The following is a 26,160-nucleotide window of genomic DNA, read 5'->3' as shown; positions in this document are numbered from 1 at the left end:
CCGGACGCCGAAGCCAAGTCCGAGCCCGTCTCCATGGCCAAGCCTGAGCCCGAGCCCGCGCCTGTGTCGATGGCAAAGCCTGAGTCCGCGCCAGCGCCCACGCCCGAGGCCATGCCCAAGTCCGCCTCCGAGGCCATGCCCGAGTCCGCCTCCGAGCCCGCGCCCGCCTCCGAGGCCATGGCCGAGCCCGCACCCCCGTCCGCGGACACCCCGCCATCCGCCAACCCGTGGGCCGCACCGAACCCCAACACGGCACCGCCCACGCCGTATCCGGCACCGGCACCGACACCGACGCCGACTCCGGTCCCCGGCCCGGCCCAGGCCCCTGGCGCCACCGGCACGTACTGGCCGCCGTACGCGCCTCCGGCCCCGCAGCCGCGGAACGGCATGGGCGTGACGGCCCTGGTGCTCGGAATCGTCGGGCTCGTGCTCAGCCTGCCGCTGATCCTGTTCTGGCTCGCCTGGCTGCCCGCCCTGCTCGCGGTGATCTTCGGCTTCATCGGCCTGAGCCTGTCGCGCAAGGGCCTCGCCACCAACCGGGCGATGGCTCTCACCGGCACCATTCTCGGCCTCATCGGCGTGGTGGCCTCCCTCTGCGTCGGCGGACTCGCCATCGTCGCCGTGCAGGCCGGCGTCCGCGAGGAACACCGCCGCGTGCAGGAGCAACGGCGCGACGACACCGAGCGGCAGCGCCTCGCGGACGAGCGGGCGAGGCAGCGCGCCACCGAGCAGGAGACGAAGGCCGCGGACGAGCGGGCCCGCCGCCTGTCGTTCGGCGGTTCCTACACGTACCCGGACGGCCTGAAGGTCACCATGTCCGAGCCGACCCTCGTCACTCCGAGCCGGAGCGGCGGCGCGCCGCTCCCGGAGGACGCGACGTTCGTCCAGGTCCGGGTCACCGTCGTCAACACCACCAACGCCCAGCTGTCGCTGTACGGTTCGGGCCTGCTGATCGTCAAGGACTCACACGGCACGCTGCTCCACCCGCTGTACGGCGGCAGCCAGTACAAGGCTCTCCCGCAGAACCTCGACCCCGGCCAGGAGGCCACCGGGCAGGAGACGTACGGGCTGCCGAACGCCTCGGCCAACCCGTTCACTCTCCAGTTCACCCACGGCACCCGGATGGAGCGCAAGGACGTCATCTGGACCGGCGCCCCGCCCCACTGACCCGTCCCGCCAACGGAGTTCACCCGCATGACCGCCATCCACGAGCTCGCCGCCCTCGGCGAGCCCGTCCTCGCCGTCGCCGACCCCGCCCGCCGGCTGCTCGCCGTGGCGTGCGCGGACAAGTACGGCAAGGCCCTGAGGCTCGGCCTGTTCGAGACGGGCGAACGGGCCCGGCTGCTGCGCCGGATCAAGTGCGAGCACCACATCAACGCGCTGGCGTTTCACCCGAGCAGCCCGCTGCTCGCGGTGGGCCTCGGCGAGTACGACGGCGGCTACTTCTTCGAGGGCCAGCTGCTCCTGGTCGGGCTCTACAACAACACCCGGCGGTCGATGTTCGCCCACTCCTGGGGCCGCCAGGTCATCACCGCCGAATGGCTGGACGACACCCGGCTGCGCATGCACCTGGCCCCGCACGACGATGACAACGACGACGACGCCCACCACGAGGCCCACGTGGTCGTCCTGGACCGCCCCGACTGGACGTCCGCCCTCGGCCGCACCATCCCCGACAAGCACCTCCAGGGCCCGCGCATCCCCTTCCCCCGCCCGGTCCACGACCCGTCCGACGCCCGCCAGTTGGCGACCCGCCTGCTCGACCCGCCGGTCCACCGCCACAACCGCTGACCACCCCTCGGTGCCGCGCGTCAGCGGCAGAGCTCGGCCACGGTGTCGTCGAACTCGGGGAACTCCATGGCCGCTTGCTCGATCACCGCGGTGGGCGACTGCCGCCGCTCCCCGGCGAACTGCTCGGCAACTGCCAGCAGTTCGGGCCTCGGCCGGGCCGTCCACTCGCGGCGCCGCGACGGGTCGGCGGCCTCGCCCGGGCCGTACCCGCCGGCCAGCAGCCACAGGAACGCGCCCAAGTCGCGGGCCACGACGCCGGTTTCGCCCTCCGAGCCGAGGAACACCACGGGCTGCTCGACGACCGGACGACCCGGCCTGACCAGCCAGAACGCCGCGTGCCCGCCGCTGCCGTCCTGGCCGAACACCCGGAACTCGTCACCGTCCAGTTCGGCGTTCCCGGTCCAGGCCCGGAACCAGGACGTGGTGTCGTCGGCGCACTCGAAAGCCGGGAAGGGCTCGAAGTCGATCCCGCCGTCACCGTCGTAGTCGCAGTCGAGGACGAGCGCCAGCGCGGCGGCGAGAGCGGCGGGGAACTGTCGGTCATCGGTGTGGTTCACGTGGGCGAGGCTAGTAATACGGCCCGTCAGCTCACCCCGTCCGGCGGCATCAGCCGCAGCATCTCGGCCACCGGCAGCACCGGATTCGCGGCGGCGCCCTGGACGGTCGCCGGGTCCGAGTCGTCCAGCAGGGGCAGGAGTTGGGCGAGCGGCAGCGCCGGATGGGCGGCGGCCTTGCGGCGGGCGCGCCGGTCGCGGAGGCAGGCGGTGAGGGTGGGGCCGTCGGCGGCGGGGTGGTCGGCCAGGGCGCGCAGGGTGGCGACGTTGTGGTCGGCGCGGACGAGTTCGGCCAGCAGCGCCGTACTCGCGTCGGGGTTGGCCGCGATTCCGGCCCCGACGGCGCGGCCGTGGCGCCGGTGCATTGCTCTCAACTGCCCTTCGCCCAGGCCGGGATGGGGCGCGACGGCGGCAGCGACCTTGGCCACGGCGTCGTCGGCGAGCCGGTCGCGGACGGGGGCGGGCAGGTCGCGGCGGAGTGCGGTCAGGCGGCGCAGTTCGGGGTTGGCGGAGCCGGCGAGCGCGTCCAGTTCGGCGGGCGTGGCGGCGGCGATCCGCGGCAGCAGCAGCGGACCGAGCCAGTCGGTGGCGCACAGCCGGCCCAGGACGTCCAACGGGAGCAGCGGGTGCTGGGCGGCGCTGCGGCGCACCTCCACGGACGGGTCCTCGGCGAGGTGCCGGAGCAGTTCCTCCCCGATCGCGGGGTTGCTCGCCAGCGGCTCCCGCACCCAGATCTCCGGAGCGGCGGCGAGCACGGCGTACGCGGACGCGGGGAGGTCGGTGCGCGAGGCGAGTTGCTCGCGCAGGAACGGCGACGGGGCGTCCAGGTACCGCATCACCTCGGCGACGGGCGCGGCCGGATTCCCGAGCGCGGTCCGCAGAATCGTGTGCCGCGCGTACTGGTGACTCCCGTCGCAGGCCGCCCCGCCGGGCAGGGTGCACTCCGGGTCCGGGCAGTCCGGCGGATGGACCCATGGGACCGCGTGGCGCACACATACGTCACAACTGACCAGCGGCGGACGGTCGTTGATCAGGTCGGCGAGGACGGCGGGCGGCACGTCCCGGTTGAAGCCGAGTTCCGCCCGGACGTGCTGCGACGGGTGCGCGGCCAGCAGGGCGGCGATCTCCGGGTCGTCCGTCTCCTCGGCGAGCGCGAGCGGGACGGCAGGATCGGAGTCGCCCGCCAGCCGCCGCGCCACCTCGCGCGGCAGCGCGCGGCATCCGGCCAACTCCTCACGCAGCTCGGCCCGTTCGCCCAGCACGTGCGCCCACTCGACCGGCGCGAGCCCGGCCCGCAGCAGAGCGAGCGCGGCGACCGGCTGTTGCACCGGGTCGATCCGCTCCACAGCCAACTGCCCACTCTCAACGGGGCCCCCCGCGACCGCGACACCCCGCTCGGCAAGGACCACCACCTGACGCTCCGTCAGATCAGTGCGTTCCGCGAGCTCCAGCGACAGGTCCGGCTCGCGCATCACCAACAGCCGGTCCACCGCCTCGACCGGCAGCAACGGATTCTCGGCCAGCCCGGCCCACACATGACGACGCATCCCGGCATCCTCCCCGAATCGCCCGCACCCCGCCGCGAATTACGCCCCGCCCCCGACCAAGCCGCAGCCTGCTCGCCGCAAGCCGATCGCCCCGCCTCACCCGCCCCCGAACACCCCTGCCTGCCGCGGGATCTCCCGCACGAACACCACCCCGTCCAGCAACTCCAGCGCCTCCGGATCCAGCCCGAAGTACGTGTGATCAGCCGGAACCCGCCGCTTCACCCGACCGGCCGTCGCGGCGGCCAGCAGCCCGGGGTCCAGGACCGAACGGGCCTCGGGCAGGGTGGCGAGGTGGCCCTCGAGGGTCTCGGGGGCGGGGTGGTCGTCGGCGGCGCGATGGCCGAAGGCAGTGGCGACGAAGGCATAACCCTCGCCGAGGCGGGCGGCGAGGAGGGAACCGGCGCTCCAGCTGAGCAGGTGGTGGGTGCCGAGCGGGATGCGGGCGGCCTCGCGCTGGAGGTGGAGGTTGTGGGCGAAGACCAGTGTCGGACCGCGCCGCGCCTCGCGGCGTGTGATCGCTTCGAGGTTATCGGCCATCATCAGCCCCCGTTGCCGCATCAGCGCGTTGAACCGGTCCGGCCCGGTGTCCGCCATCGCGGCGTGGAATCGCAGCAACCCGCTCGCGGTCCGCGCGTCCAACTGCGCCCGCCAGTACGTCTCGGGGTCCGCCTCGGCCGCGAACTGCGGCCCGTGCGCTGCGAGCAGCGCCGCCAGATCGTCGGCGACCAGCCGTAGTTGCTCGGCCTCGGCCGTCCGCCCGACGGACCGCTCGGGCTCGAACGCCGCCGCCGGGTCGGTCCACCTCTCGTCCGGCCCGCACAGCCGCCGCAACTCGCCCTCCGGCAGCACGAGTTCGGCCGGAAGATGCGCGGCCAGGAAGTCGCGCAACCGGACCAGCGAGGGCCCGGGCGCCGCCGCTCCCGTCGTCTCCAGCGGCCCGTCCGCGCCGTAGAACCGCAGCCGCTCCTCCCCCTCCCCCAGCCCATCGTTGAACTCCCGCATCCAGCGCACCAGTTCAAGGTTCCCGGCGAACTCGCCGAAACCGTGGCTGAACCCCTCCCGCACCAGGTCCGCAAGCTCGCCCTCCCCGCCGCCGCCCACGTAGGCGTCCACGGCGAGCGCCGCCAGGCAGTCGCTCTCCACGGCGATCGACCGGTAGCCGTGTTCGGCGACCAGGTGCCGGAAGAGTTCGTTGCGGATGTCGAGGAACGCCTCGACGCCGTGGGTGGGCTCACCCAGTGCCAACACCCGGGTGCCGGGCGGGATCAGGTCGGTGACGGCGGACGGGGAGAAGGGACGGGAAGCGTCCCGGAGCGAAGACCAGAGAGTCATGACTTCCACCGTATCCCTGAATTCTCGTTGTAAAGTTTTCTGCTCTCAGCCCGCGAATCCAGTAGAAAAGTTTCAAATCATGGCGCTGCGGCCGATCGATCTGGCCCGGGAGCACGGCCTGTCCACCCAGGCGGTGCGCAACTACGAGGAGGCGGGCATCCTGCCGCCCGCCGAGCGGTCCCCGTACGGGTACCGGCAGTACGGGGAGCGGCACGCCGTCGCGCTCCGCGCGTTCCTGGCCCTGCTGCCGGGGCACGGCCACCGCGCGGCCGGCGCCATCCTGTGCGCCGTCAACACCGGGGAGCCGGAGGAGGCGCTGCGGCTGATCGACGAGAGCCACGCCCTCCTCGCCGAGGACCGCCGCACCCTGGACGCGGTGCGCACCGCACTCGATCACCTGCCCCCGCGCCAACCGGCCGTCGCCAAACCGGCCCAACCAACCGTCACCCAACCGGCCGTCGCCGAGAGCGAATTCACCCACATCGGCCCGCTCGCCCACCGCCTCGGCCTGCGCCCGGCCACGCTGCGCGAGTGGGAACGCGCGGGGCTGGTCACCCCGTCCCGCGACGCCCGCACGGGCTACCGGACGTACACGCCGGACCAGGTCCGCGAGCTGCTGATCGCCGAGCAACTCCGGCGCGGCGGCCACGGGTTGGCCCGGACGGCCGAGATCCTGCACCGCCTGCGCTCGGCGGGCCACCCGGATGCCGTCCGCCCCACCCTGGCCGCCTGGCAGGACCGTCTCACCGCCCGCGGCCGCGCCCTGCTCTCGGGCGCGGCCGCCCTGGACCTCTACCTCAACCACCCACAAGAACGCGATATCTGACGGCCCGTCACCACGCGACCGGACATGGTCAGCGGCACGGCAGTACCTGCGAACTCATCGGCCGGCGCGCTCAGCGGGTCGAGTGCGAAGGCGGTGAGGTCGGCGCGCAGCCCGAGCACGATGCGGCCGGTGCGGTCGAACTCGCCTGCGGCGCGGGCCGCGTGGGTGGTGTAGCCCTCCAGCGCCACCAGCGGGGTGAGCGCCTGGCGGGGGGCGACGGGCCCGGTGTCGGTGCCGACGTGGCGGCGCAGCTGCGCGTAGGCGAGGACGCCGCGCGGGTCGTGGTGGGCGATGGGCCAGTCGGAGCCGAGGGCGAGGGTCGCGCCGCTGTCGCGCAGGGTGCGGCAGATCCAGGCGCGTTCGGCGCGTTCGACGCCGAGGCGGGTGGACCAGGCGTCGGCGTGGTCGGCCCGGGTGTACGCGGAGTGGGTGGGCTGCATGGACGCGGGGACGCCCAACTCGGCGAAGCGCAGCGCCTGTTCGTCGCTGAGCGTCTCGATGTGCTCAATCCGGTGCCGGCCCCGGGCGGTGTACGGCAGTGCGGCGAGGGTGTCGAGGACGTGCCGCACGCCCGCGTCGCCGATCGCGTGGGTCGCGGTGCGCACCCCGTAGGCGTCCAACTGCCGGACCACATCGGTGTATTCGGCGGGGTCGAGCCAGAGCGCGGCGGCGCCCTCGCCGTGGCAGTCGGGGCGTTCCAGCCAGGCGGAGCCGCCTTCGACGGTGCCGTCCATGAACAGCTTCACCCCGCCGACCAGCCAGTTGCGGCCGGACTCGCCCTGCAGGTCGGCGAGTTGGCGCAGGTCCGCGGCGCTCGCGCCGGGCATGCACCAGGGGGCGATACAGGCCGCCGGGGGCGGCTGCGGCGACCACCTCGCCGTCGCCGTTGGCCCTCGCCGCCCTCCTCACCCGGGCCCGCACCCTGCTCCCCTGAGCCGCTGAGCCCCTGAGCCCCCGGACCCTTCCCGGCGAACCGTCGACTCAATCTGTCCGGTCCCTCCAAATTCGCCGGACGCGAATCAGTCCCGTCCAGTACCCCAACTCCCCATTCCCCCTTGGCAGAGTGGCCATCACCGACCGACCCGGCCGACCGCCGGGGCGGAACTTGTTGTGCCCTCACTACAAAGGGAGCTGCACCGTGCGCATGGAATCCGACAGCGTCACCGACCCCGTTCTGGTCACCGGCCTGGGCGCCACCACCCCGCTCGGCGGCACCGCCCCCGCCACCTGGCAGGCCATGCTGGAGGGCCGCAACGGCATCCGGGCCATCGAGCGGGAGTGGATGGCCGAGATGCCGATCCGGATCGCCGGGCAGCTCGCGGTCGAACCGTCCGAGGTGCTCGACCGCATCGAGGCCCGACGCCTCGACCGCAGCGAGCAGTTGGCGCTGATCGCGGCCCGCGAGGCCTGGGCGGACGCGGGCCGGCCCGAAGTGGAGGGGGAACGTCTGGCGGTGGTGATCGGCACCGGCACCGGCGGCGCGGTCACCATGCTGGAGCAGGACGACGTGCTGGAGCGCTCCGGCGTCCGCAAGGTCTCGCCGCACACCGTGCCGATGCTGATGGCCAACGGTCCGGCCGCCTGGGTGTCGATCGACCTCGGCGCCAAGGCCGGCGCCCACACCCCCGTCAGCGCCTGCGCGTCCGGCGCGGAGGCCGTCGCGCTCGGCCTGGACCTGATCCGCCTCGGCCGCGCCGACGTGGTGATCGCCGGCGGCACCGAGGCCTGCCTGCACCCCCTCCCGCTGGCCGGCTTCGCCCAGGCCCGCGCACACTCCCTGCGCAACGACGACCCGGCCCACGCCTCCCGCCCCTTCGACCTCGACCGGGACGGCTTCGTCATCGGCGAGGGCGCGGCCGTCCTGATCCTGGAACGCGCCTCACTCCGCCCCGGCCGACGCGCCTACGCCACCCTCGCCGGCGCCGCCGTCACCTCCGACGCCCACCACATCACCGCCGGCCACCCTGACGGCCAGAGCCGCGCCATCAGCCGCGCCCTCGCCGAGGCCCGCATCGTCCCGGAACAGATCGGCATGGTGCACGCCCACGCCACCTCCACCCCCAAGGGCGACCTCACCGAAGCCGAAACCCTGGCCCGCGTCTTCGGCCCCCACCGCCCCGCCGTCACCGCCACCAAGTCCATGACCGGCCACCTCTTCGGCGCGGCCGGCGCCCTCGCCGCCCTCGCCACCGCCCGCTCCCTCCACACCCAACTCGTCCCGCCCATCCGGAACTTGACCACCCCCGACCCCGCCGCCGACCTCGACCTGGTCACCACCACCGCCCGCCCCGTCACCACCGCCGCCGCCCTCACCAACGCCTTCGGCTTCGGCGGCCACAACACGAGCCTGATCTTCACCACGTCCTGACGCGTCATCAGGAAGGCGCCCAGCCCGCCATCCGCCGCGCCCTCGCCGAGGCCCGCCCCGCCGCGTCCAGCGCCTCCGCCAGCACCTTCAACTCCCTTGCCCGCAGCACCCGTTCGGTCGGCGGCAGCGGGACGTGCAGCGGCGTCAGCCACCCCTCGGGGATCGCTCCCTCGCCGTACACGGCACCTGCGAGGGCCCCGGTGACGGCGGCGGTGGTGTCGGTGTCGCCGCCGAGGTCGATGACGGCTCGCAGTGCGGCCGGGAAGGCGGTGGTGGTGCGCAGCGCCCAGACGGCCGACCCCAGGCAGGGCCAGGCCGCGCCGTTGCTCTCGGTGGCGAGGGCGGGGTGCCAGTCCTCGGCGAGGACTCCCGCCCAGCGTTCGCGATGCTCGGCCCGGACGGCGGCCAGCGTCAACGGCAGTGCAGCGAGCGGGTCTTCGCCGTCGAGCGCGCGGCGCAGCATCTCGTGCAGGATCGCGGTGCCTTCCCAGGCCGCGCCGTCGCCGTGGGTGAGGGCGGTGATCCGGCGCGCGGCGTCCATGGTGGCGTCACGGCCCAGCGGGGCGAACCGGACGGCGGCGGTGACGGCGCGCATCAGGGCGCCGTTGCCGGCGGCCCGGCCCTCGGTCTGGAAGTGGATCTGCGCGGCGAGGTCCCAGGGCAGGCCATTGCCGAGAACGCATTCGGTGAGGATGCCGATGTCCTTGGGGTCTGCGGCGGCCCATGCCCGGAACCGCTCGAAGATCCCCGGCAGGTCCAGGCCGCCCGCGTCGAGCAGCGCTTCGCCGAGGTGGACGGCCATCTGCGTGTCGTCGGTGGCCTCGCCCGGATCCCAGCCGCCGCCTCCGCACATCGATGCGGTGTACGGAAAACGCTTTCCCTCCCCATCCGGGAAACGTGCTCCGAACGCCCCGGCGGGCCCGAACTCGAACGGCGCCCCCAGAGCGTCACCGACCGCCGACCCGAGAACCGCCCCGACCACCCTGTCCCGCCGCCGCATGCTGCCGTCCCCTCCCCCGCCGTCACCGTCCGGTGACCCTCGCCCCCTCCGATAGCCTGGGGGCACGATGAACAACTCTTTCACCACCGCCTGGGGCACCTTCGAGCTGGCCCGATTCCCGGAGAACCCGCGCGAGCAGCTGCGCGCCTGGGACGCCGCCGACGAGTACCTGCTGCGGTACCTGAAGGAGGGGCCGGAGAACGGCGGCCCGGTGCCGCTGGACGGCGCGGTGGTGGTGCTGGGCGACCGCTGGGGCGGCGTCTCCACGGCACTCGCCGCGACGGCCGGAACGCTGACGGCGATCACCGACTCGTACCTGTCCGGCCGGGCGATCACCGCGAACCTGACCCGCAACGGCCTGGACCCGGCGCTGGTGGACGTCCGCACCACCCAGGACGCACCCCCGTCCCGCATCGACGTCCTGCTCGTCCGGGTGCCCAAGAGCCTGGCGCTGCTGGAGGACCAGCTGCACCGCCTGGCACCCGCCCTGCACGAGGGCACCGTGGTGGTCGGCACCGGAATGGTGACCGAGATCCACACCTCCACCCTCCAGCTGTTCGAACGGATCCTCGGCCCGACCCGCACCTCGCTGGCGGTCCGCAAGGCCCGCCTGATCCACACCACCCCGCAGCCGGAGCTTGCTCGCCCGGCCAACCCGTGGCCGCTGCGCTACCGGCTGCCGGACGGCATCGGCGTGCTCTCGGGCCGCCAAGTCGCCAACCAGGCAGGCGTGTTCTGCGCGGACCGCCTCGACATCGGCACCCGGTTCTTCCTCCAGCACCTGCCCGACCTGCAGGACGCCCGCCGGGTCGTCGACCTCGGCTGCGGCAACGGCATCGTCGGCACCGCGGCCGCACTGACCGCCCCGCACGCCGAACTCCTCTTCGTGGACGAGTCGTTCCAGGCGGTGGCGTCCGCCGAGGAGACCTTCCGCACCGCCCTCGGCCCGGACGCCCGCGCCGAATTCCTGGTCGGCGACGCCCTCGCGGACATCCCGGACGCCTCGGTGGACGTCGTCCTGCTGAACCCGCCGTTCCACTCCCACCAGGCCACCACGGACGCCATCGCCTGGCGGATGTTCACCGGCGCCCGCCGGGTGCTGCGCCCGGGCGGCGAGCTGCGCGTGGTCGGCAACCGGCACCTGGGCTACCACGTCAAGCTCCGCAAGCTGTTCGGCAACTGCCGTACGGTGGCGGGCAGTCCGAAGTTCACCATCCTCAGCGCAACCCGCCGCTAGGACCCGAAACGCCCCCGCCCGAACGCCCTCGCCCGCGCCCGCCCCCGCCGGGAGCCCGGGCAGGGCTGACCTCCCACCCGTCCGGGCCGTGCTCTAGGGTGAGCGCCGATTCGCCGTGGATCATCGCCGTGGACGCCCCGCGGCCGAGCACCACCGCCCAGGGGAGGCCCGTTCATGGACGCCGCAGAACCCGCCCCGGGAGCCCCCGCTCCCGAGGCGCCGTCACCGACCTGCTTCCGGCACGCCGACCGCGAGTCGTACGTCCGCTGCACCCGCTGCGACCGCCACGTCTGCCCGGACTGCCGACGCGACGCCGCGGTCGGCTACCAGTGCGTGGAATGCGTCAAGTCCGGCCACCAGAGCGTCCGTCAGGCCCGCACCGCGTTCGGCGGCCGGATCACCTCCCGGCCCTACGCCACCATCGTGCTGATCGCGCTCAACCTCGCCGCTTACGTCCTCGAACTGGTCCGCCCGGAGACCATCCAGCGGTTCGGCATGCTCGGCTCGGCGCTGATGCTGCGCAACCCGGGCGAGGACCCCACCGACATATCGGCGTTCTACCAGGCCGGCGTGGCCCACGGCGAGTGGTACCGGCTTCTCACCGGCGCCTTCCTGCACCTCTCGCCGACCGCGGACTCCTCCTTCGGCCCGTTCGCGATCGCCCACATCGTCTTCAACATGTACTGGCTCTGGTCACTCGGCTCGGTCATCGAGGACCGCCTCGGCGCCCTCCGCTTCACCGCCCTGTACCTGCTCTCCGCCCTCGGCGGCGACGTCCTGGTCTACCTGATCGCCCCCAACAGCCTCGCCATCGGCGCCTCCGGCGCGATCTTCGGCCTGGCCGGCGGCTACTGGATCCTCAGCCGCCGCCAGGGCTACGACCCCCTCGGCGGCAACCAGATGCTGATCACCATGGTGATCTGGATGGCCGTCTCGGCGAGCTTCACCTCCTGGCAGGGCCACCTCGGCGGCCTCCTCACCGGCCTCGCCTCCGGCGCCGCCATCGCCTACGCCCCCCGCCACCAGCGCGGCGTGGTCCAACTCGTCCTGCTGACCATCGTCCTGCTCGTCCTCGTCTTCGCCGCCGCCGCCAACACCTACCAGCTGCTCACGACCTGACGCTCCGTCAGCTTTGCCGCCGCCGAGGTACAACCCGGCGGCGGCACCCCGTCAACCCACCTCCCTCGCCGCCTCCCCGAGCAGCGCCGCCTCCCCGAGCACCGCCGCCACCTCCCGCGCCGCCTCCCCGAGCAGCGCCGCCGCCTCCCACAGCCGCTGCTCCGCAACTCCCGCATACCCCAACGCAATTGCCGGCCGTCCGGGCCCCAGCCGCCCCGGCGCGACCGTCGCCACCCGCACCCCGCGCCGCAGCGCGGCACCCGCCACCGCACCCTCCTCCACGCCGTCCGGCAGATCCGCGTACAGGTGCAACCCGGCGGCGACGCCCCGCAGTTCGGCCTGCGGAAGGTGCTGCCTCAGCGCGGCCGCCAAGGCATCGCGGCGGGCCCGGTAGCGGGGGCGGACGGAGCGCAGGTGACGGTCGTAGCCGCCGCTCTCCAGCAGGGCGGCGAAAGCGAGTTGGTCGATCGCACCGGTCCCGAGATCCGCGTACCGCTTGGCGTCCGCGAACTCCTCCACCAGGTACTCCGGCAGCACCGCCCAACCGAGCCGCAGTCCGGGCGCCAAGGTCTTGCTGAGCGAACCCAGATACACCGTCCGCTCCGGCGCCAACCCCTGGACGGCGCCCAGCGGTTCACGGTCGTAGCGGAACTCCGCGTCGTAGTCGTCCTCGATCACCAGCCCGCCGGCCCGCGCCCACGCGGCGAGTTCACTCCGCCGACGCGCCGACAGCACCACCCCGGTCGGATACTGGTGCGCCGGGGTGACCAGCACCGCGTCCGCACCACTGGACGCCAACTCCCGCACCACCAGACCCTCTTCGTCCACCCGCACGCCCACCGGACGCGCCCCGTGCGCCCGCAGCAACTCCAGCGTGCCGGGCGAACCGGGATCCTCCACCGCGATCCGCCGCCGCCCGCCGGCGGCCAGCACCTGCAACAGCAGCGCCAGCCCCTGCCCCACCCCGCTCACCACCGCCACCCGCTCCGGCCGCGCCACCACCGCCCGCACCCGGCCCAGGTACGCCGCCAACTCCCCACGCAGCTGCGGAAGTCCGGCCGGATCGGAGTACCCCAGCTCACTGTTCGCCGCCCCCAGCAACGCCCGCCGTACCGCCGCCGCCCACGCCGCCCGCGGAAACACCCCGAGATCGGGCGTCCCGGGCTTCAGGTCGTACCGCACCTCGGCCGGCGCCGCCCGCTCCACCCACCCCGGCCCGGCCGCCGCCACCCCCGCCGCGACCCGCGTCCCCGACCCGCGCCGCCCCACCAGGTAACCCTCCGCCGCGAGTTGCTCGTACGCCTCCACCACCACCCCCCGCGACACCCCCAACTCCGCCGCCAGCACCCGACTCGCCGGCAACCGCTCCCCCGCCCCCAACCGCCCGTCCCGCACCGCCGCCCGCAACCCCCGCGTCAACCGCCCCGCCAGATCCCCCGCTCCCTCCCCCCACTCGACCAACAACTCCCGCACCCCACCGGAAGACGCCCCCGACCCCACCGAATAACCCATACCCGCCATCATGCGGCAGGCCCCACCAGGGGCCCGTGGGGGCACCTCCCGGCCCGCCAGGGGCTGGGGGAGAACGGCGGGGCCAAGTCTGCCGGCGATCAACGGGGCCGCGAAAAGGCCCCGAAGTTTCTGGTCCCCGTCTCCGACCCGCGCCGAAGTGGTCCTCTCCACCAGCCCACAGGTGGCCCTGGGAACCGGACCACCCCACCCCTAGCGTCACCACCATGCCCACCACCACCGCCCCGGCCGCAACACCCCCGCACACCGCAAGCTCGCGACTGCCGGGTTCCCTCCAAGCCGCCGCCGCCATGACCCTCCTCGGCTGCTCCACCGGCGTCACCGCCGCCCTCTCCTCGTACCCGCTCGCCGCCGGCCAGGCCCTCCGCTACGCCCTCGCCGCCGCCGTCCTCCTCCCTCTCGCCCGCCGCCAGGGCCGCCTCACCAAACGGCTGACGGCACGCGAACTGGCGCTCCTCCTCGCTCTCGCCGCCACCGGCCTCTTCGCCTTCAACCTCCTGATGGTCACCGCGTTGCGCCACACCGACCCGGCAGTGGTCGGCAGCATCGTCGGCTGCACCCCACTGCTGCTGGGCGTCCTCGGACCGCTCCTCGCCCGCCGCCGCCCCGCCGCCCGGCTGCTCGCGGCGGCCGCCCTGGTGGTGGTCGGTGCGGCTCTCACCCAGGGTTTCGGCTCCGGCGACACCGTCGGACTGCTCTGCGCCACCGGCACCTTGCTCTGCGAGGCCGCGTTCTCCCTCCTCGCCGTTCCGCTCCTGCCCCGTCTCGGACCGGTACGCGTCTCGGCGTACACCGTCGCCCTCGCGGTCCCGCTGTTCGCCGCGACGGCCGCCCTCTCCCCCACCTTCCCGCGTCTGCCGACCGGGACCGAGCTGCTCGCCTTCCTCTACCTGTCGCTGCTGATGACGTGCGTCGCCTTCCTGCTCTGGTACTCGGCCCTGACCCGGCTCACCCCGGAGCACGCCGGCCTGTTCGGCGGCCTGATCCCGCTCACGGCCACCCTCTCGGGCGCCGTCCTCACCGCCACCGCCCCCACCCCGCTCCAACTGCTCGGCGCCACCCTGGTCACCGCCGCGCTCCTCCTCGGCCCACCCCGCCCCACGAAGCACTCGCCCACCACCGAGCACCCGGCCACCGAGCACCCGGCCCCCAAGCACCCAACTCCCTGACCCGCCACCCGAAACCGAAACCCCACTCGTCCGGACGGCAGCCGCTGCCACACCCCGAGGGCTCTGCGTAGGGTGGGCCGCGATGACACTCGACCGCCGCAGTGTTCTGCGTTCCTCCGCCCGGCTGGCTGCTCTCACCGCCACCGTCGGCCTCACCGCCACGTGCAGCGCCGGCACCGACGGAAACCGCAACGGAGCCGCCTCCGTCGCGGCCCGCCCGCAGCCCTCCCACCTCGCGGAGGACCCGAGCCCGTCCCCGTCCCCGTCCGCCGAGCCCGAGACCGAAGAGGCCCCCACCCTCCCCCCGCTGGCTCCGGACACCCCGCAGGAAGTGGTCACGGGGCCGCACAGCCGCCCGCAGCTCGCCCTGACGTTCCACGGGCAGGGCGACCCGGCGGTCGCGACGGCGCTGCTTACGGCGGCCGAGCAGCGCGGGGCGCGGCTGACCGTCCTGGTGGTGGGCAGTTGGCTCGACGAGCAGCCGCAGATGGCGCAGCGGATCCTCGACGGCGGCCACGAACTGGGCAACCACACCCAGAACCACCTGGACATATCCGCGATGCGCCCGGACCAGGCCCGCGACGAAATAGCCCAGTGCGCCGAGCGCCTGCAGCGCCTGACGGGGTCGATAGGCCGCTGGTTCCGGCCGTCCGCGGCGCAGTACGCGACGCAGATGGTGAAGGACCAGGCGCAGCAGGTCGGCTACCAGCACGTACTGTCCTTCGACATCGACCCGCTGGACTACACCGACCCGGGCTCGGACATCGTCACGAAGCGCGTCCTGAAGTCGGCGGCGGCCGGTTCGGTGGTCGCCCTGCACATGGGCCACCAGGGCACCGTGACGGCTCTGCCCGCCATCCTCGACGGACTCGACGCCAAGGGCCTGCACGCGGTGACAGCCTCCGAACTCTGCTCGTAGCAGACGCCCCAAAAAGCACCGGGCCTCAACTCCCGCTCCCCGCCCGTGCGATGCTCACCCCATGCGCTATCTCTTCCTGGGCGCCGGCGCGGTCGGCGGCACCATCGGCGGACGTCTGCACCAGAGCGGCCACGACGTGGTCCTGGTCGCCCGCGGCCCGCACCTCACCGCCCTGCGCAAGGACGGCCTGCGCCTGACCACCCCGGACGGCACGCACCACCTGCCCGTCCCGGCGATCGGCGGGCCGGACGAGATCGACCTGATGCCGGACGACGTACTGGTGCTGGCGGTGAAGACCCAGCATTCGACGGAGCTGCTCGACCAGTGGGCGCCCCGCCCGGTCGCCGGCGGCGGCACGGCGGGCGAGCGCCTGCCGCTGGTGTGCGCGCAGAACGGGGTGGAGAACGAACGGATCGCGCTGCGCCGCTTCGCCCGGGTGTACGGGATGTGCGTGTGGCTGCCGTCCACGCACCTGGAGCCGGGCCGGGTCTCGGCGGCGGGCTCGCCGCGCTCGGGCATGCTGCACCTGGGCCGCTACCCGCAGGGAACCGACGGCCTCGCCGACCGGATCGCCGCCGATCTCACCGCCTCGTTCTTCGACGCGCCGGTGACCGACCGGGTGATGGAGTGGAAGTACGCGAAGCTGCTGGGCAATCTCGGCAACGCACTGGAGGCGGTGGCCGGACCGATCGACGGCGAGCTGCGCGAGCAGGTGTGGCAGCGCGTCCAGGCGGAGGGCCGGGCGGTGCTGGCGGCCGCCGGGATCACCCACCCGTCCTCGGACGAACAGCGGGCCACCCGCGCCGACCGCGTGACGCTGGTGCCGCTCAACGGCGAGCAGCGCGGCGGCGGCTCCTCCTGGCAGAGCCTGATGCGCGGCACCGGCGACATCGAGGCGGACTGGCTGAACGGCGAGATCGTCCTGCTCGGCCGCCTGCACAACATCCCGACCCCGGTCAACGCGGCCCTCCAGCAGCTCGCCGGCGCCTTCGCCCGCGAGGGCCGCCCGGCCGGCTCACTCCCGGACGCCGACTTGGCCGCACTCCTCCTCTAAAACGTCCTCCTCTAAAACGCTCAGCACACCGTCACGCCATCGGATCATCAGGCCCGTACGGCCGCAGCCGCAGCGTCCGCGCGTCCGCCTCCCGCATCGCCTCGGCGGACGCGACCAGCGTCTCCAGGTTGTCCCGCCCGGCGTGCAGGAAGCGTCCGTGCAGCGCGTCGAAGCGCCCGCGGGCGGCGTCCACCGTGACGGCCACCATGTAGGGGATGGAGCCCCACTCGCTCCGGTCCCGGAACATCGGCATGTCGGCGGTCATGTCCGTCCGGACGGCCCCGGGGCTGATGTCCAGCACCACGATGCCGTGCTGCCCGACCGAGTCGGCGATGTTGTCGGACAGTTGCAGCAGCGCACCCTTGGAGGTGGCGTAGGCGGTGTAGTTGCCGTCGGGGCGCAGCGCGAATCCGCTGTTGAGGTTGACGACCCGGCCGCGGCCGCGTTCCACCATTCCCGGCAGGACGTGGCGCAGCAGGTTGTAGGGGCCACGCAGGTTGGTCTCGACGACCTGCCACCACTGCGCGGGGTCGGTCTCCCAGATCGGCACTTCGTCGCGGTCGACCTGCCCGGCGTTGTTGACCAGCAGGTCGACGGGGCCGAGGTCGTGTTCGACGGCGCGGACGGCTTCGCGGACGGCGCCGGGGTGGCTGACATCGGCGACGACGGCGACGCCGCGCGATCCGTGCCGGACGCACTCCTTGAGCGTGGCGATCAGCGTCTCCTGGGTGCGGCCGATCAAGCCGACGGCCATGCCCTCGGCGGCGAGGCCGATGGCGATCTCCCGTCCGATGCCGCGCCCGGCACCGGTGACCAGCCCGACCTGCCCGGCAAGTGATCCGGTTCCCATCTGCCTGCTCCCTCCTACGGCTGAACGTTCGCATTCTGGTGCCCGGCCGCGAAGCGCGAACGGGCGCACCGCCGATGCTCACCCGTTCGGAAGAGCGAAGCCGGGCACAGGTCCGGGGTGAACGAGCGTTAAGCCAGGTAGTACCGTCGTCCGGGCGGACTCGCCGGGCCCCGACCGGGGCGCGGTGGCCGTGACACCACCGGCTGGGTGACCCCCAGCTCCACGTGAAGGGCATCTGAGTGAGTGACATCGCGCGTGTCGGAGTAGTCGGCTGCGGCCTCATGGGGTCGGGCATCGCCGAGGTCTTCGCCCGTTCGGGCCTGGACGTGCTGGTCTCGGAGGCCAGTGGCGAGGCGCTGGAGCTGGGCCGGACCCGGCTGACCAACTCCCTGGAGACCGCGGTTCGGCGCGGCAAGCTGACCGAGGAGCAGCGCGACGAGGCGCTGTCGCGGCTGGCGTTCACCACCGAGCTGGCGGACTTCCACGACCGGGACCTGGTGGTCGAGGCGGTCGCGGAGCGCGAGGACATCAAGATCAAGATCTTCCAGACGCTGGACCAGGTGGTGAGCCGCCGGGACGCGATCCTGGCTTCGAACACCTCCTCGATCCCGATCGTGAAGCTTGCTGCGGCGACCAGCCGCCCCGAGCAGGTGATCGGCCTGCACTTCTTCAACCCGGCGCCGGTGCAGAAGCTGGTCGAGGTCATCCCGACGCTGACCACCTCGGCGGAGACCACCACCCGGGCCGAGCAGTTCGCCGTCGAGGCGCTCGGCAAGGAGCCGATCCGCGCCCGCGACCGGGCCGGTTTCGTGGTCAACGCACTGCTGGTGCCGTACCTGCTGTCCGCGGTGCGGATGTTCGAGTCCGGCGTGGCCACGGCGGCGGACATCGACAAGGGCATGGAGGCCGGCTGCGCCCACCCGATGGGCCCGCTGCGCCTGTGCGACCTGATCGGCCTGGACACCATCGTCTCGATCGCCGAGTCGATGTACGACGAATACAAGGAGCCGCTGTACGCGGCCCCGCCGCTGCTGTCGCGGATGGTGGACGCGGGCCTGCTGGGCCGCAAGTCCGGCCGCGGCTTCTACGACTACACCGCATAACTCCGACCGCCCCCTTCGGCCGCCCCTTCTGCGAACCAGCAGGGGCGGCCGAAGGCGTTTCAGTGCGCGGCTCTCAGGGCGTGGCGTAGCGGGCGATGTCCACGACCCGGCAGCTGACCGGGCCTTTCGGGTCCGCGGTTCCCTGGGCCTGCTCGACGGCGTCCTGCGCGGGGGCGAGGGAGCTGGCGGCGGCGACGCCCTCGGTGATCTGGCGGCCGGCGTTGTCCAGGAAGGCGATCTGCACCACGTAGTTGCTGATGGTGGCGGTGTGATTGGTGATCCGGACGGTGGCGGCGGGCCAGTGCAGTTCGTCGTCGACGGCGCAGGCGGTCAGCTCGACGTCGCCGGTGCCCCGGTCGATCTCGTAAGCGAGTCCGGGCCCGCCACGGGCCGGTGCGCAGCCGCTCGCCGCGAGAACGACGGCCAGGCAGGCGGCGGTGACGGTCGCTCGGATGCGCATGGCTCCCCCTCGGAAACGGGCGCGGGTCGAGGCCGACGCTACCGACCGACCGGGGCACGGCGTCCCAGTTGTGTCCGAGTTGTAATAACCGTGCGCACCAAGTGTGTTGACGAACCATCGACAACACCCTCGACAGCACCCGACGGCCCGGCCCCCGCAGCACCGCACGGAAGCCGGGCTGTCAACAGCCGCCCCTACGACCCGATCAGCTGTTGATCTGGTACGAGTCGCCGTACACCTTCCACTTCAGCGGCGGGTTGAGGTCGAAGTTCTTGGCGTTCAGGAACACCCGCTGCTCGGTGTCGACCCGGCTGGTGTCGGCGTGCGCCTCCTCCTGCTTCATGATCACCTTGCGGACGTCCAGGAAGGCGTTCAGGTAGGTCGCCTCGTCGCCGCCCTGGGCGGGCGTCTTGGCCTTCTTCATCGCTGCGGCGCGGATCCCGCCGAAGGAGTCGGAGCTGCTGCCGGGGCCGTGCATCACGATGGCGTCGTAGTAGATGAACTGGCCGAGCGCCCGCAGCCCGTCGGACTTGGCCTGCTTCACCGAGGGGTTGAAGTACACCCGGTCGCGCTCGTCGTTCTGCGCGGTCTGGAAGACGGTGTCCTTGGCGGCGGTCTTCCAGTCGTTGACGAAGGCGGTGCCGAGGCCGGAGTGCGAGGAGCTGCCGTTGACCTTCTTCAGCGCGGGCAGGTACTTCGCCAGCACGTTGCCGGACTTCAGGTCGGTGTAGTGCTGCACCAGTTCCAGCATGTCGCCGGTGCCGGAGCAGAAGCCGATGATCCCGGCGGTGTAGCCGCGGCCGTCGCCGATGTCCTCGATGTACTGGTACTGGGCCTTCCAGTCCAGCGAGGAGTTCTCCGCCGAGGAGACCAGCTGCATGGCGATCTCCTTCTTGTGCGCGTCGTCCAGCCCCACGGACGCCGCGGCGGCGGTGCCCGCCCCGGCGGTGGCCAGGGTGAGCGGGATGGCGGCGAACAGGACCGCGAGGGCGGCGCGGGTGGTGCGGTGCTTGGTCTGCATCTGACGCATCTGACACTCCGTCGGCCGGCTGCGGGCATGGGAGGACCCACAGGAGAGGGTTAGGAAAGTTTCCTAACAGGGATTGAAGCGTCCACCTCGCGACCCCGCAAGACGTCCGGCAGCATCTGACGGGTACTCGCCAAAGAATGCGGCGGAAAACCGCTCGCCACCGCCAGCAAGCACCGCCATGCTGGCCCGAATGATGATCCGCGACGCCAACTCCGAGGACTGGCCGGCCATCTGGCCGTTCTTCCACCGCATCGTCCGCGCCGGCGAGACGTTCACCTACCCGGTCGACCTCACCGCCGACACCGCCCGCGACTGGTGGATGCTGACCGCGCCGAACCGCACCGTCGTCGCCGTCGACGACGACGGCACGGTCCTCGGCACCGCCAAGATGAACAACAACCAGTGGGGCAACGGCGCGCACATCGCCAGCGCCAGCTTCATGGTCGACCCCGACCACGCCGGCCGCGGCACCGGCCGCGCCCTGTGCGAGCACACCCTCGACTGGGCCCGCCAACAGGGCTACCGCGCCATGCAGTTCAACGCCGTCGTCGCCAGCAACACCCCCGCCGTGCACCTGTACGAGTCACTCGGGTTCACCGTCCTCGGCACCGTCCCCGAGGGCTTCCGCCACCCCACCCTCGGCCTCGTCGGCCTGCACATCATGCACCGCCCGCTCTAGGGCCTGTCCGCCGCAGCCGCCGCCTCCCGCCGCACCGCCCGGCGGGAGGCCACCGTCACCACCAGCGAGAGCGCGGCCAGCAGCCCGATCGCCCACCCCGGCTCCACCACCTGCGCGAGCGCGCCCCCGACGGCCGCGCCGATGCCCTGCCAGGTGATCCGCCCGGCCGACTCCACGCCCTGCACCTGCCCGCGCTCCGCGTCCGGCGTCAACGCCAGCAGCCGTTCCTGCAACGGCAGCGTCGCCGCGAACCCCACCCCGGCCACACCCACCGCGAGCACCGCCACCGCCACCGGCGGGCGCGGCGCCAGCAGCAGGAACGGCCCCGCCAGCAGCAGCCGCAGCGGATACGCCCACCGCGCCCGCCCGGCCTCGTCCAGCAGCCGGCCCACCACCAGGTCGCCCAGCAGCATCCCGGCCGAACCCGCCGCCAGCAGCAGACCGGCCGAGGCGGGCGCGTACGGCAGGAACAGCGCCTCGCAGCCCACCACCAGCCCGTTCGGCACCCACAGGTTCAGCAGCAGCGCCCGCCGCCCCGGACGGCCCAGCAGCGCCACGTTGCCCTGCCAGGTCTCCCGCAGGCCCGGCCGGCGCGCCGTCCGCACCGAACGCTCCCGCACCGTCCCCGCCACCACCGCCGTCGCCAGCGCCGCCAACACCCCGGCCGGCACGAACACTTGGGACGGGCTCAGCACCGCCAGCAGCGCCCCGCCGAGCGCGAACCCGAGCACCGACGCGCCGCCCGCCGTGAGGTTCATCAGCGACCGGGCCGGCGCGTAGCCGGAGGCCGGCACGATCTCCGCCAGCAGCCCCATCCGCGCTCCCGTGCCCAGCGACTGGAAGAACCCCACCACCAGCAGCAGCCCGAACCGCGCCACCAGCGGCAGCCCGGGCACGGCCTGCGCCGCCACCGCCACCAGCGACAGGCCGTGCAGCGCCACCAGCGTCCGCCGCGGCCGCCCGCCGTCCGCGACCGACATCAGCGTCAACGCGCCCGCCACCGCCGCGAACGACGACCCGAACATGCTCAGCGCCGTCAGCAACGGCGACCCGGTCCGCGCCTGCACCAGCGAGCCCAGCGCGAAACCCGACAGCGTCCCCGACGCCGCCGTCAGCGAGAAACTCGCGTACAGCCCGGCGAACTCGCGCTGCCGCAGCAGCGCCAAGTACCCCACCGGACCGGACGATTCAGCGGCACTCCCCGTACCCCACACCGTGTCAGAAGTCATGAAAAAAGCCTCCGCCGCTGCCGCGGGGGCGCGTTCGAAGGCTGTCAGGGGGAACATAGCAGCCCGGCCGGCCGGTTCGTCAACCGTGTTGTCCCGCACACCTTTTCGGTACCGGCCGCGCCCCGCGCCGCTGTTCTGGCACAGTGTCCCCCATGCGATCCGTCATCACCCGAACCGCCCTTGGCTGCCTGGCCCTCGGCGTCGCCCTCACTCTCACCTCGTGCGACTTCCCGGGCTCCAAGAGCAGCGACAAGAAGCCCGCCGCCGCCGCGTCCCCCTCGGACGACAACTGGGACCAGGCCGTCGACGCCGAGATCAACATGCTCAGCGGGCTGAAGGATCTCGACCCGGACCTGATCAAGGACCAGCAGACGGCGATCGACGCCGCCGGCGAGGTCTGCAAGGAGATCAAGAAGTCCAAGGGCAACGACGCCGGCCTCGGCCAGGTCGCCGCCACCAAGTTCGCCGAGGCGAAGAGCGGCCTCACCGCCGCCGAGGGCGACAAGATCGTCACCGTGCTGAAGGACACCACCTGCAAGTAGCGCACACACGACGGAGCCCCGCCGCGCCGCGACCCGAAGGTCCCGGCCCGGCGGGGCTCCCGTCCGTAGCGGTAGCCGTCAGGCCCCGCGCAGCACCGCGCCGGTGCGCTCCGCGGCCACCGTGACCGCCGACTCGCGGGCCGCCGACGCCTCGTCCGCGGTCAGCGTCCGGTCCGCGGCACGGAACCGCAGCGTGTACGCCAGCGACTTCTTGCCCGCACCGGCCTGCTCGCCCGTGAACACGTCGAACAGCCGCAGCGACTCCAGCAGTTCGCCCGCGCCCTCGCGCAGCGCCGACTCCACGTCCGCCGCGTGCACGCCCGCGTCCACGATCAGCGCCACGTCCTGCGTCGCCACCGGGTACGCCGAGACCGGCGGGCCGGACACCCGGCGGCCGTCCTCGAACACCAGGTCCAGGTCGATCTCCATCGCGCTGGTGCGCTCCGGCAGGTGCAGCGCCTTGATGACCCGCGGGTGCAGCTCACCGGCGTGGCCGACGACCTCGTCACCGACCAGCAGCTCGGCGCAGCGGCCCGGGTGCCACGGCGCGTACTGCGCCTGGCGGACCGTCAGCTCCACACCGGCCGCCGCGGCGACCGTGCGGGCCGCCTCGATGGCGTCCGCCCAGCCGGACGGCGCGCCCTTGCCCCACCAGCCCGACGGCAGCCGCTCACCGGTCAGCGCGACGGCGACCCGGCGAGGCTGGTCCGGCAGCGCCGCGTTCAGCTCGGCGAGCTGTTCCTCGGTCGGACGGCGGTCCACCGGCAGCCGCGGCGCGACCTTCGGCTCGGCCTTCGGCAGGAACACCGTGCCGGTCTCGAACAGCGCCAGGTCGGTGTTGCCGCGGCCCACGTTGCGGCGCAGCGCGCCCAGCAGACCCGGCAGCAGCGTGGTGCGCAGGGCCGGCTCGGCGTCGTTCAGCGGGTTGACCAGCTTGACGGTGCGACGGCGCGCGTCGTCCTTGTCCAGGCCGAGGCCGTCGAACGCGGCGTCGCCGACGAACGGGTACGCGTTGATCTCCACGTAGCCGGCCCCGGCCAGTGCCACGCCGACCCGGCGGTGGAAGCGCTGCGCCTCGCTCAGGCCGCGGCCCGGCGGGACGACCGGCATCCGGGCGGGGACGTTGTCGTAGCCCTCGAGCCGGACGACCTCCTCGACCAGGTCGTACGGGTCGGTCAGGTCGGGCCGCCAGGACGGCGGGGTGACCTCCAGGACGTCCGCTCCGGCGACGCCGCAGCCGACCTCCTGCAGGCGGCGGGTGACGGTCTCGCGGCCGTACTCGGCGCCGGCCACCCGGTCGGGCAGGTCGGCGTCGATGGTGATGGTGCGCACCGGGCGCGGGGCGGCGATGTCGGTGACACCGGCCTCGGCGGTGCCGCCGGCGATCAGCACCAGCAGGTCCACGGCGCGCTGCGCGGCGGCCCGGGTGGCCTCGGGGTCGACGCCGCGCTCGAAGCGCTTGGACGCCTCGGAGGGCAGCTTGTGGCGCTTGGCGGCGCGGGCGATCGCGACCGGCTCGAAGTGCGCGGCCTCGATGATGATCTCGGTGGTGCCGGTGACGGCGCCGGTCTCCGGGTCGGTGACCGGCTCGAGGATCTCGGTGGCCGCCCCGCCCATCACACCGGCCAGGCCGATCGGGCCGGAGTTGTCGCAGATCAGCACGTCCTCGGCGGACAGCTTGCGCTTGACGCCGTCCAGCGTGGTCAGCGTCTCGCCCTCGGCGGCGCGGCGGACCTGGATCGGCCCGTCCACCCGCTCGCGGTCGTACGCGTGCAGCGGCTGGCCGACCTCCAGCATCACGTAGTTGGTGATGTCCACGGCCAGCGAGATCGGGCGGATCCCGGACTTCTGCAGGCGGCGCTGCAGCCAGATCGGCGACTTCGCGGCCGGGTCGACGCCGGTGACGGTGCGCGCCACGAAGCGGTCGCAGCCGATCGGGTCGGCGACCTTCACCAGGTAGCCGTAGGAGTTGGCCGGCGGCACGTCCAGCAGCGCCGGGTCGGCCAGCGGCAGGCCGTACGCGGCGGCGGCCTCACGGGCCACGCCGCGCATCGACAGGCAGTAGCCGCGGTCCGGGGTGACGGCGATGTCGAGGACCTCGTCGGCGAGCTGGAGCAGCTCGATCGCGTCGGTGCCGGCCTCGTACTCGGGCGGCAGCACGATGATGCCGTCGTGGTCCTCGCCCATGCCGAGCTCGCGGGCGGAGCAGATCATGCCGGCCGAGGTGTGGCCGTAGGTCTGCCGGGCGGAGATCGGGAACGGGCCGGGCAGCACGCCGCCGGGCAGGATCACCACGACCTTGTCGCCGACCTGGAAGTTGGTCGCGCCGCAGACGATCTCCTGCGGCTCGCCGGTGCCGTTGGCGTTGCCCACGTTGACGAAGCAGTGCCGGATCGGCTTCTTGAAGCCGGACAGTTCCTCGATGGAGAGGACCTCGCCGACCACCAGCGGGCCCTTGATGTCGGTGCCGAGCTGCTCGACCGTCTCGACCTCGAGACCCGCGCGGACCAGCCGGGCCGCGACGTCGCGTCCGGTCTCACCCGCCGGCAGGTCGACGTACTCACGCAGCCAGGAAAGCGGGACGCGCATCAGATCTCCATCCCGAACGGGAGGGTGAAGCGGACGTCACCCTCGACCATGTCGCGCATGTCGGCGACGTTGTGACGGTTCATCAGGATCCGCTCCAGGCCCAGGCCGAACGCGAATCCGCTGTAGCGGTTCGGGTCGATGCCCGCGGCGACCAGCACCCGGGGGTTGACCACGCCGCAGCCGCCCAGCTCGATCCAGCCCTCCGAGGAGCAGGTCCGGCACGGGCGGTCGGGGTTGCCCACCGAGGCGCCGCGGCACACGAAGCACTGCAGGTCGATCTCGGCGCTCGGCTCGGTGAACGGGAAGTACGAGGGCCGCCAGCGCAGCTCCAGGCCGCCGCCGATCAGCTTCTCCACCAGCACCTCGATGGTGCCCTTCAGGTGGCCGAAGGTCAGGCCCTCGTCCACCGCGATCGCCTCGACCTGGCGGAACACCGGGGTGTGCGTGGCGTCCAGCTCGTCGGTCCGGTACACCCGGCCCGGGCTGACCGCGTACAGCGGCGGCTCGCCGGCCAGCATCGCCCGGATCTGCACCGGCGAGGTCTGGGTGCGCAGCACCATGCCGGAGTCGGCGGTGCCGTCGGGGGCCTCGACGAAGAAGGTGTCCTGCATCGAGCGGGCCGGGTGGTCGGCGTGCAGGTTGAGGGCGTCGAAGTTCAGCCACTCCGCCTCGACCTCGGGGCCGGACGCCACCTGGTAGCCCATCGCGACGAAGGTGTCCTCGATGCGCTCGGCGAGCGTGGTCAGCGGGTGCCGGGCACCGCGCGGGACGCGGCCGTAGGGCAGCGTGACGTCCACTGCCTCCTCGACCAGCACCCGGGCGTCGCGCTCCGCCTCCAGCTCGACCTGCCGCTTGGCGAGGGCCTGGTTGACCGCTCCGCGGGCCTGGCCGATCAGCTTGCCCGCCGCGGCCTTGGCCTGCGGGGGCAGCGCGCCGATCTCACGGTTGGCGAGCGAGAGCGGGGAACGGTCGCCGGTGTGCGCGACCTTCGCCTGCTTGAGCTCGTCGAGGTCGGCGGCGGCGGCGAAGGCGGCGATCGCCTCGTCCCGGGCCTGTTCCACCACCTCGGGCTTGAGGGCCTCGACCTCGACCGGGTCGTACGACTTGTTGGGTGCCGACATCTCTATGCTTCCCGTGCTCCTGCTCGTGATCAGGTCTGCTGCCTCGCCGGGCGTCCGCGAGAACGCCAAGGGTCGAGTGTAGTCGCAGGCCGCGACCGACTACGCTGGGCG

23 protein-coding genes and 1 pseudogene are annotated in these 26,160 nt (G+C 73.1%); 12 read left to right on the top strand and 12 right to left on the bottom strand.

Annotated features, from left to right (window positions below; translation table 11 throughout):
- Together ACIHEI_RS17790 and ACIHEI_RS17785 are read left to right on the top strand one after the other, a co-directional pair.
- Nucleotides 1–1,167: hypothetical protein (locus tag ACIHEI_RS17790; RefSeq protein WP_396607281.1), on the top strand; the 1,167-nt coding region annotated here is incomplete at its 5' end.
- Nucleotides 1,168–1,194: 27 nt separating this feature from the next.
- Nucleotides 1,195–1,791 carry a hypothetical protein gene (locus ACIHEI_RS17785; RefSeq protein ID WP_396607280.1) on the top strand — a complete coding sequence of 199 codons (597 nt, stop codon included), beginning with the start codon at nucleotides 1,195–1,197 and terminating at the stop codon, nucleotides 1,789–1,791.
- A gap of 20 nt (nucleotides 1,792–1,811) precedes the next feature.
- On the opposite strand, the gene ACIHEI_RS17780 is transcribed toward ACIHEI_RS17785, so the two are convergent.
- The 3 genes from ACIHEI_RS17780 to ACIHEI_RS17770 all read right to left on the bottom strand — a co-directional run bounded on the left by ACIHEI_RS17780 (nucleotide 1,812) and on the right by ACIHEI_RS17770 (nucleotide 5,224).
- Nucleotides 1,812–2,348, bottom strand: coding sequence for an SMI1/KNR4 family protein (locus ACIHEI_RS17780; RefSeq protein ID WP_396607279.1), 537 nt, complete (start codon nucleotides 2,346–2,348; stop codon nucleotides 1,812–1,814).
- 26 nt (nucleotides 2,349–2,374) lie between these two features.
- The gene (locus ACIHEI_RS17775; RefSeq protein WP_396607278.1) at nucleotides 2,375–3,892 is read right to left on the bottom strand and encodes a hypothetical protein; all 1,518 of its coding nucleotides are present in this window, start codon (nucleotides 3,890–3,892) and stop codon (nucleotides 2,375–2,377) included.
- Between the two features lie 96 nt (nucleotides 3,893–3,988).
- Nucleotides 3,989–5,224, bottom strand: a complete 1,236-nt coding sequence (locus ACIHEI_RS17770; protein WP_396607277.1) for an erythromycin esterase family protein — start codon at nucleotides 5,222–5,224, stop codon at nucleotides 3,989–3,991.
- Between the two features lie 79 nt (nucleotides 5,225–5,303).
- Here ACIHEI_RS17770 and ACIHEI_RS17765 point away from each other — a divergent pair, with 79 nt between their 5' ends.
- Entirely contained in the window at nucleotides 5,304–6,050 is a 747-nt protein-coding gene (locus ACIHEI_RS17765; protein ID WP_396607276.1) for a MerR family transcriptional regulator, read from the top strand.
- Here ACIHEI_RS17765 and ACIHEI_RS17760 read toward each other — a convergent pair.
- Nucleotides 6,017–6,892: pseudogene (locus tag ACIHEI_RS17760) on the bottom strand (amidohydrolase family protein); the annotation flags it as partial. The gene ACIHEI_RS17765 and the pseudogene ACIHEI_RS17760 sit on opposite strands and share 34 nt — an antisense overlap.
- A 302-nt stretch (nucleotides 6,893–7,194) precedes the next feature.
- Between ACIHEI_RS17760 and ACIHEI_RS17755 the strand changes: the two are divergent.
- Nucleotides 7,195–8,418, top strand: coding sequence for a beta-ketoacyl-[acyl-carrier-protein] synthase family protein (locus ACIHEI_RS17755; protein WP_396607443.1), 1,224 nt, complete (start codon nucleotides 7,195–7,197; stop codon nucleotides 8,416–8,418).
- 7 nt (nucleotides 8,419–8,425) lie between these two features.
- On the opposite strand, the gene ACIHEI_RS17750 is transcribed toward ACIHEI_RS17755, so the two are convergent.
- Nucleotides 8,426–9,418 (bottom strand): ADP-ribosylglycohydrolase family protein, encoded by a 993-nt coding sequence (locus ACIHEI_RS17750; RefSeq protein WP_396607275.1) that lies wholly within the window; start codon nucleotides 9,416–9,418, stop codon nucleotides 8,426–8,428.
- A 67-nt stretch (nucleotides 9,419–9,485) separates the two neighbouring features.
- Between ACIHEI_RS17750 and ACIHEI_RS17745 the strand changes: the two genes are divergently transcribed.
- Nucleotides 9,486–10,655 carry a methyltransferase gene (locus tag ACIHEI_RS17745; RefSeq protein WP_396607274.1) on the top strand — a complete coding sequence of 390 codons (1,170 nt, stop codon included), beginning with the start codon at nucleotides 9,486–9,488 and terminating at the stop codon, nucleotides 10,653–10,655.
- A gap of 174 nt (nucleotides 10,656–10,829) precedes the next feature.
- The gene (locus ACIHEI_RS17740; RefSeq protein ID WP_396607273.1) at nucleotides 10,830–11,774 is read left to right on the top strand and encodes a rhomboid family intramembrane serine protease; all 945 of its coding nucleotides are present in this window, start codon (nucleotides 10,830–10,832) and stop codon (nucleotides 11,772–11,774) included.
- A gap of 51 nt (nucleotides 11,775–11,825) precedes the next feature.
- On the opposite strand, the gene ACIHEI_RS17735 is transcribed toward ACIHEI_RS17740, so the two are convergent.
- Entirely contained in the window at nucleotides 11,826–13,286 is a 1,461-nt protein-coding gene (locus tag ACIHEI_RS17735) for a PLP-dependent aminotransferase family protein (RefSeq protein WP_396607272.1), read from the bottom strand.
- 224 nt (nucleotides 13,287–13,510) lie between these two features.
- Here ACIHEI_RS17735 and ACIHEI_RS17730 point away from each other — a divergent pair, with 224 nt between their 5' ends.
- From ACIHEI_RS17730 to ACIHEI_RS17720, 3 genes are all read left to right on the top strand, one after another.
- On the top strand, nucleotides 13,511–14,473 hold the full coding sequence (locus ACIHEI_RS17730; protein ID WP_396607271.1) for an EamA family transporter: 963 nt from the start codon (nucleotides 13,511–13,513) through the stop codon (nucleotides 14,471–14,473).
- Nucleotides 14,474–14,555: 82 nt separating this feature from the next.
- Entirely contained in the window at nucleotides 14,556–15,392 is an 837-nt protein-coding gene (locus tag ACIHEI_RS17725; RefSeq protein ID WP_396607270.1) for a polysaccharide deacetylase family protein, read from the top strand.
- Between the two features lie 61 nt (nucleotides 15,393–15,453).
- Entirely contained in the window at nucleotides 15,454–16,446 is a 993-nt protein-coding gene (locus ACIHEI_RS17720; protein WP_396607269.1) for a ketopantoate reductase family protein, read from the top strand.
- Nucleotides 16,447–16,477: 31 nt separating this feature from the next.
- On the opposite strand, the gene ACIHEI_RS17715 is transcribed toward ACIHEI_RS17720, so the two are convergent.
- Nucleotides 16,478–17,296, bottom strand: a complete 819-nt coding sequence (locus tag ACIHEI_RS17715) for an SDR family NAD(P)-dependent oxidoreductase (RefSeq protein WP_396607268.1) — start codon at nucleotides 17,294–17,296, stop codon at nucleotides 16,478–16,480.
- A 239-nt stretch (nucleotides 17,297–17,535) separates the two neighbouring features.
- Between ACIHEI_RS17715 and ACIHEI_RS17710 the strand changes: the two genes are divergently transcribed.
- Nucleotides 17,536–18,399, top strand: coding sequence for a 3-hydroxybutyryl-CoA dehydrogenase (locus tag ACIHEI_RS17710; protein ID WP_387643003.1), 864 nt, complete (start codon nucleotides 17,536–17,538; stop codon nucleotides 18,397–18,399).
- Between the two features lie 73 nt (nucleotides 18,400–18,472).
- Here ACIHEI_RS17710 and ACIHEI_RS17705 read toward each other — a convergent pair whose 3' ends face one another.
- Both ACIHEI_RS17705 and ACIHEI_RS17700 read right to left on the bottom strand, forming a co-directional pair.
- A complete protein-coding gene (locus tag ACIHEI_RS17705; protein WP_392954903.1) occupies nucleotides 18,473–18,859 on the bottom strand; it encodes a hypothetical protein in 387 nt (128 codons plus the stop codon).
- Nucleotides 18,860–19,064: 205 nt separating this feature from the next.
- Nucleotides 19,065–19,889 (bottom strand): chitosanase, encoded by an 825-nt coding sequence (locus ACIHEI_RS17700; RefSeq protein ID WP_392954905.1) that lies wholly within the window; start codon nucleotides 19,887–19,889, stop codon nucleotides 19,065–19,067.
- Between the two features lie 190 nt (nucleotides 19,890–20,079).
- Between ACIHEI_RS17700 and ACIHEI_RS17695 the strand changes: the two genes are divergently transcribed.
- Complete coding sequence (locus ACIHEI_RS17695) at nucleotides 20,080–20,568, top strand: GNAT family N-acetyltransferase (protein WP_396607267.1); 489 nt, start codon at nucleotides 20,080–20,082, stop codon at nucleotides 20,566–20,568.
- On the opposite strand, the gene ACIHEI_RS17690 is transcribed toward ACIHEI_RS17695, so the two are convergent.
- Nucleotides 20,565–21,797: an MFS transporter gene (locus ACIHEI_RS17690; protein WP_396607266.1), complete on the bottom strand. Its 1,233-nt coding sequence runs from the start codon at nucleotides 21,795–21,797 to the stop codon at nucleotides 20,565–20,567. The genes ACIHEI_RS17695 and ACIHEI_RS17690 overlap by 4 nt on opposite strands.
- Before the next feature lie 152 nt (nucleotides 21,798–21,949).
- Here ACIHEI_RS17690 and ACIHEI_RS17685 point away from each other — a divergent pair, with 152 nt between their 5' ends.
- A complete protein-coding gene (locus ACIHEI_RS17685; RefSeq protein WP_396607265.1) occupies nucleotides 21,950–22,339 on the top strand; it encodes a hypothetical protein in 390 nt (129 codons plus the stop codon).
- 78 nt (nucleotides 22,340–22,417) lie between these two features.
- Here the strand turns inward: ACIHEI_RS17685 and pheT are convergent, their stop codons facing one another.
- Both pheT and pheS read right to left on the bottom strand, forming a co-directional pair.
- Nucleotides 22,418–24,928 carry a phenylalanine--tRNA ligase subunit beta gene (pheT, locus tag ACIHEI_RS17680; RefSeq protein ID WP_396607264.1) on the bottom strand — a complete coding sequence of 837 codons (2,511 nt, stop codon included), beginning with the start codon at nucleotides 24,926–24,928 and terminating at the stop codon, nucleotides 22,418–22,420.
- Nucleotides 24,928–26,049, bottom strand: coding sequence for a phenylalanine--tRNA ligase subunit alpha (gene pheS / locus ACIHEI_RS17675; RefSeq protein WP_030464253.1), 1,122 nt, complete (start codon nucleotides 26,047–26,049; stop codon nucleotides 24,928–24,930). Before pheS ends, pheT begins: the two co-directional genes overlap by 1 nt.
- Between the last annotated feature and the right edge of the window lie 111 nt (nucleotides 26,050–26,160).

The organism is Kitasatospora sp. NPDC051984 (genome assembly GCF_044593455.1).
Classification (GTDB): Bacteria; Actinomycetota; Actinomycetes; order Streptomycetales; family Streptomycetaceae; genus Kitasatospora.
Note: the sequence above shows the minus strand (reverse complement) of the source record. Positions and strands in the feature narration are given on the sequence as shown.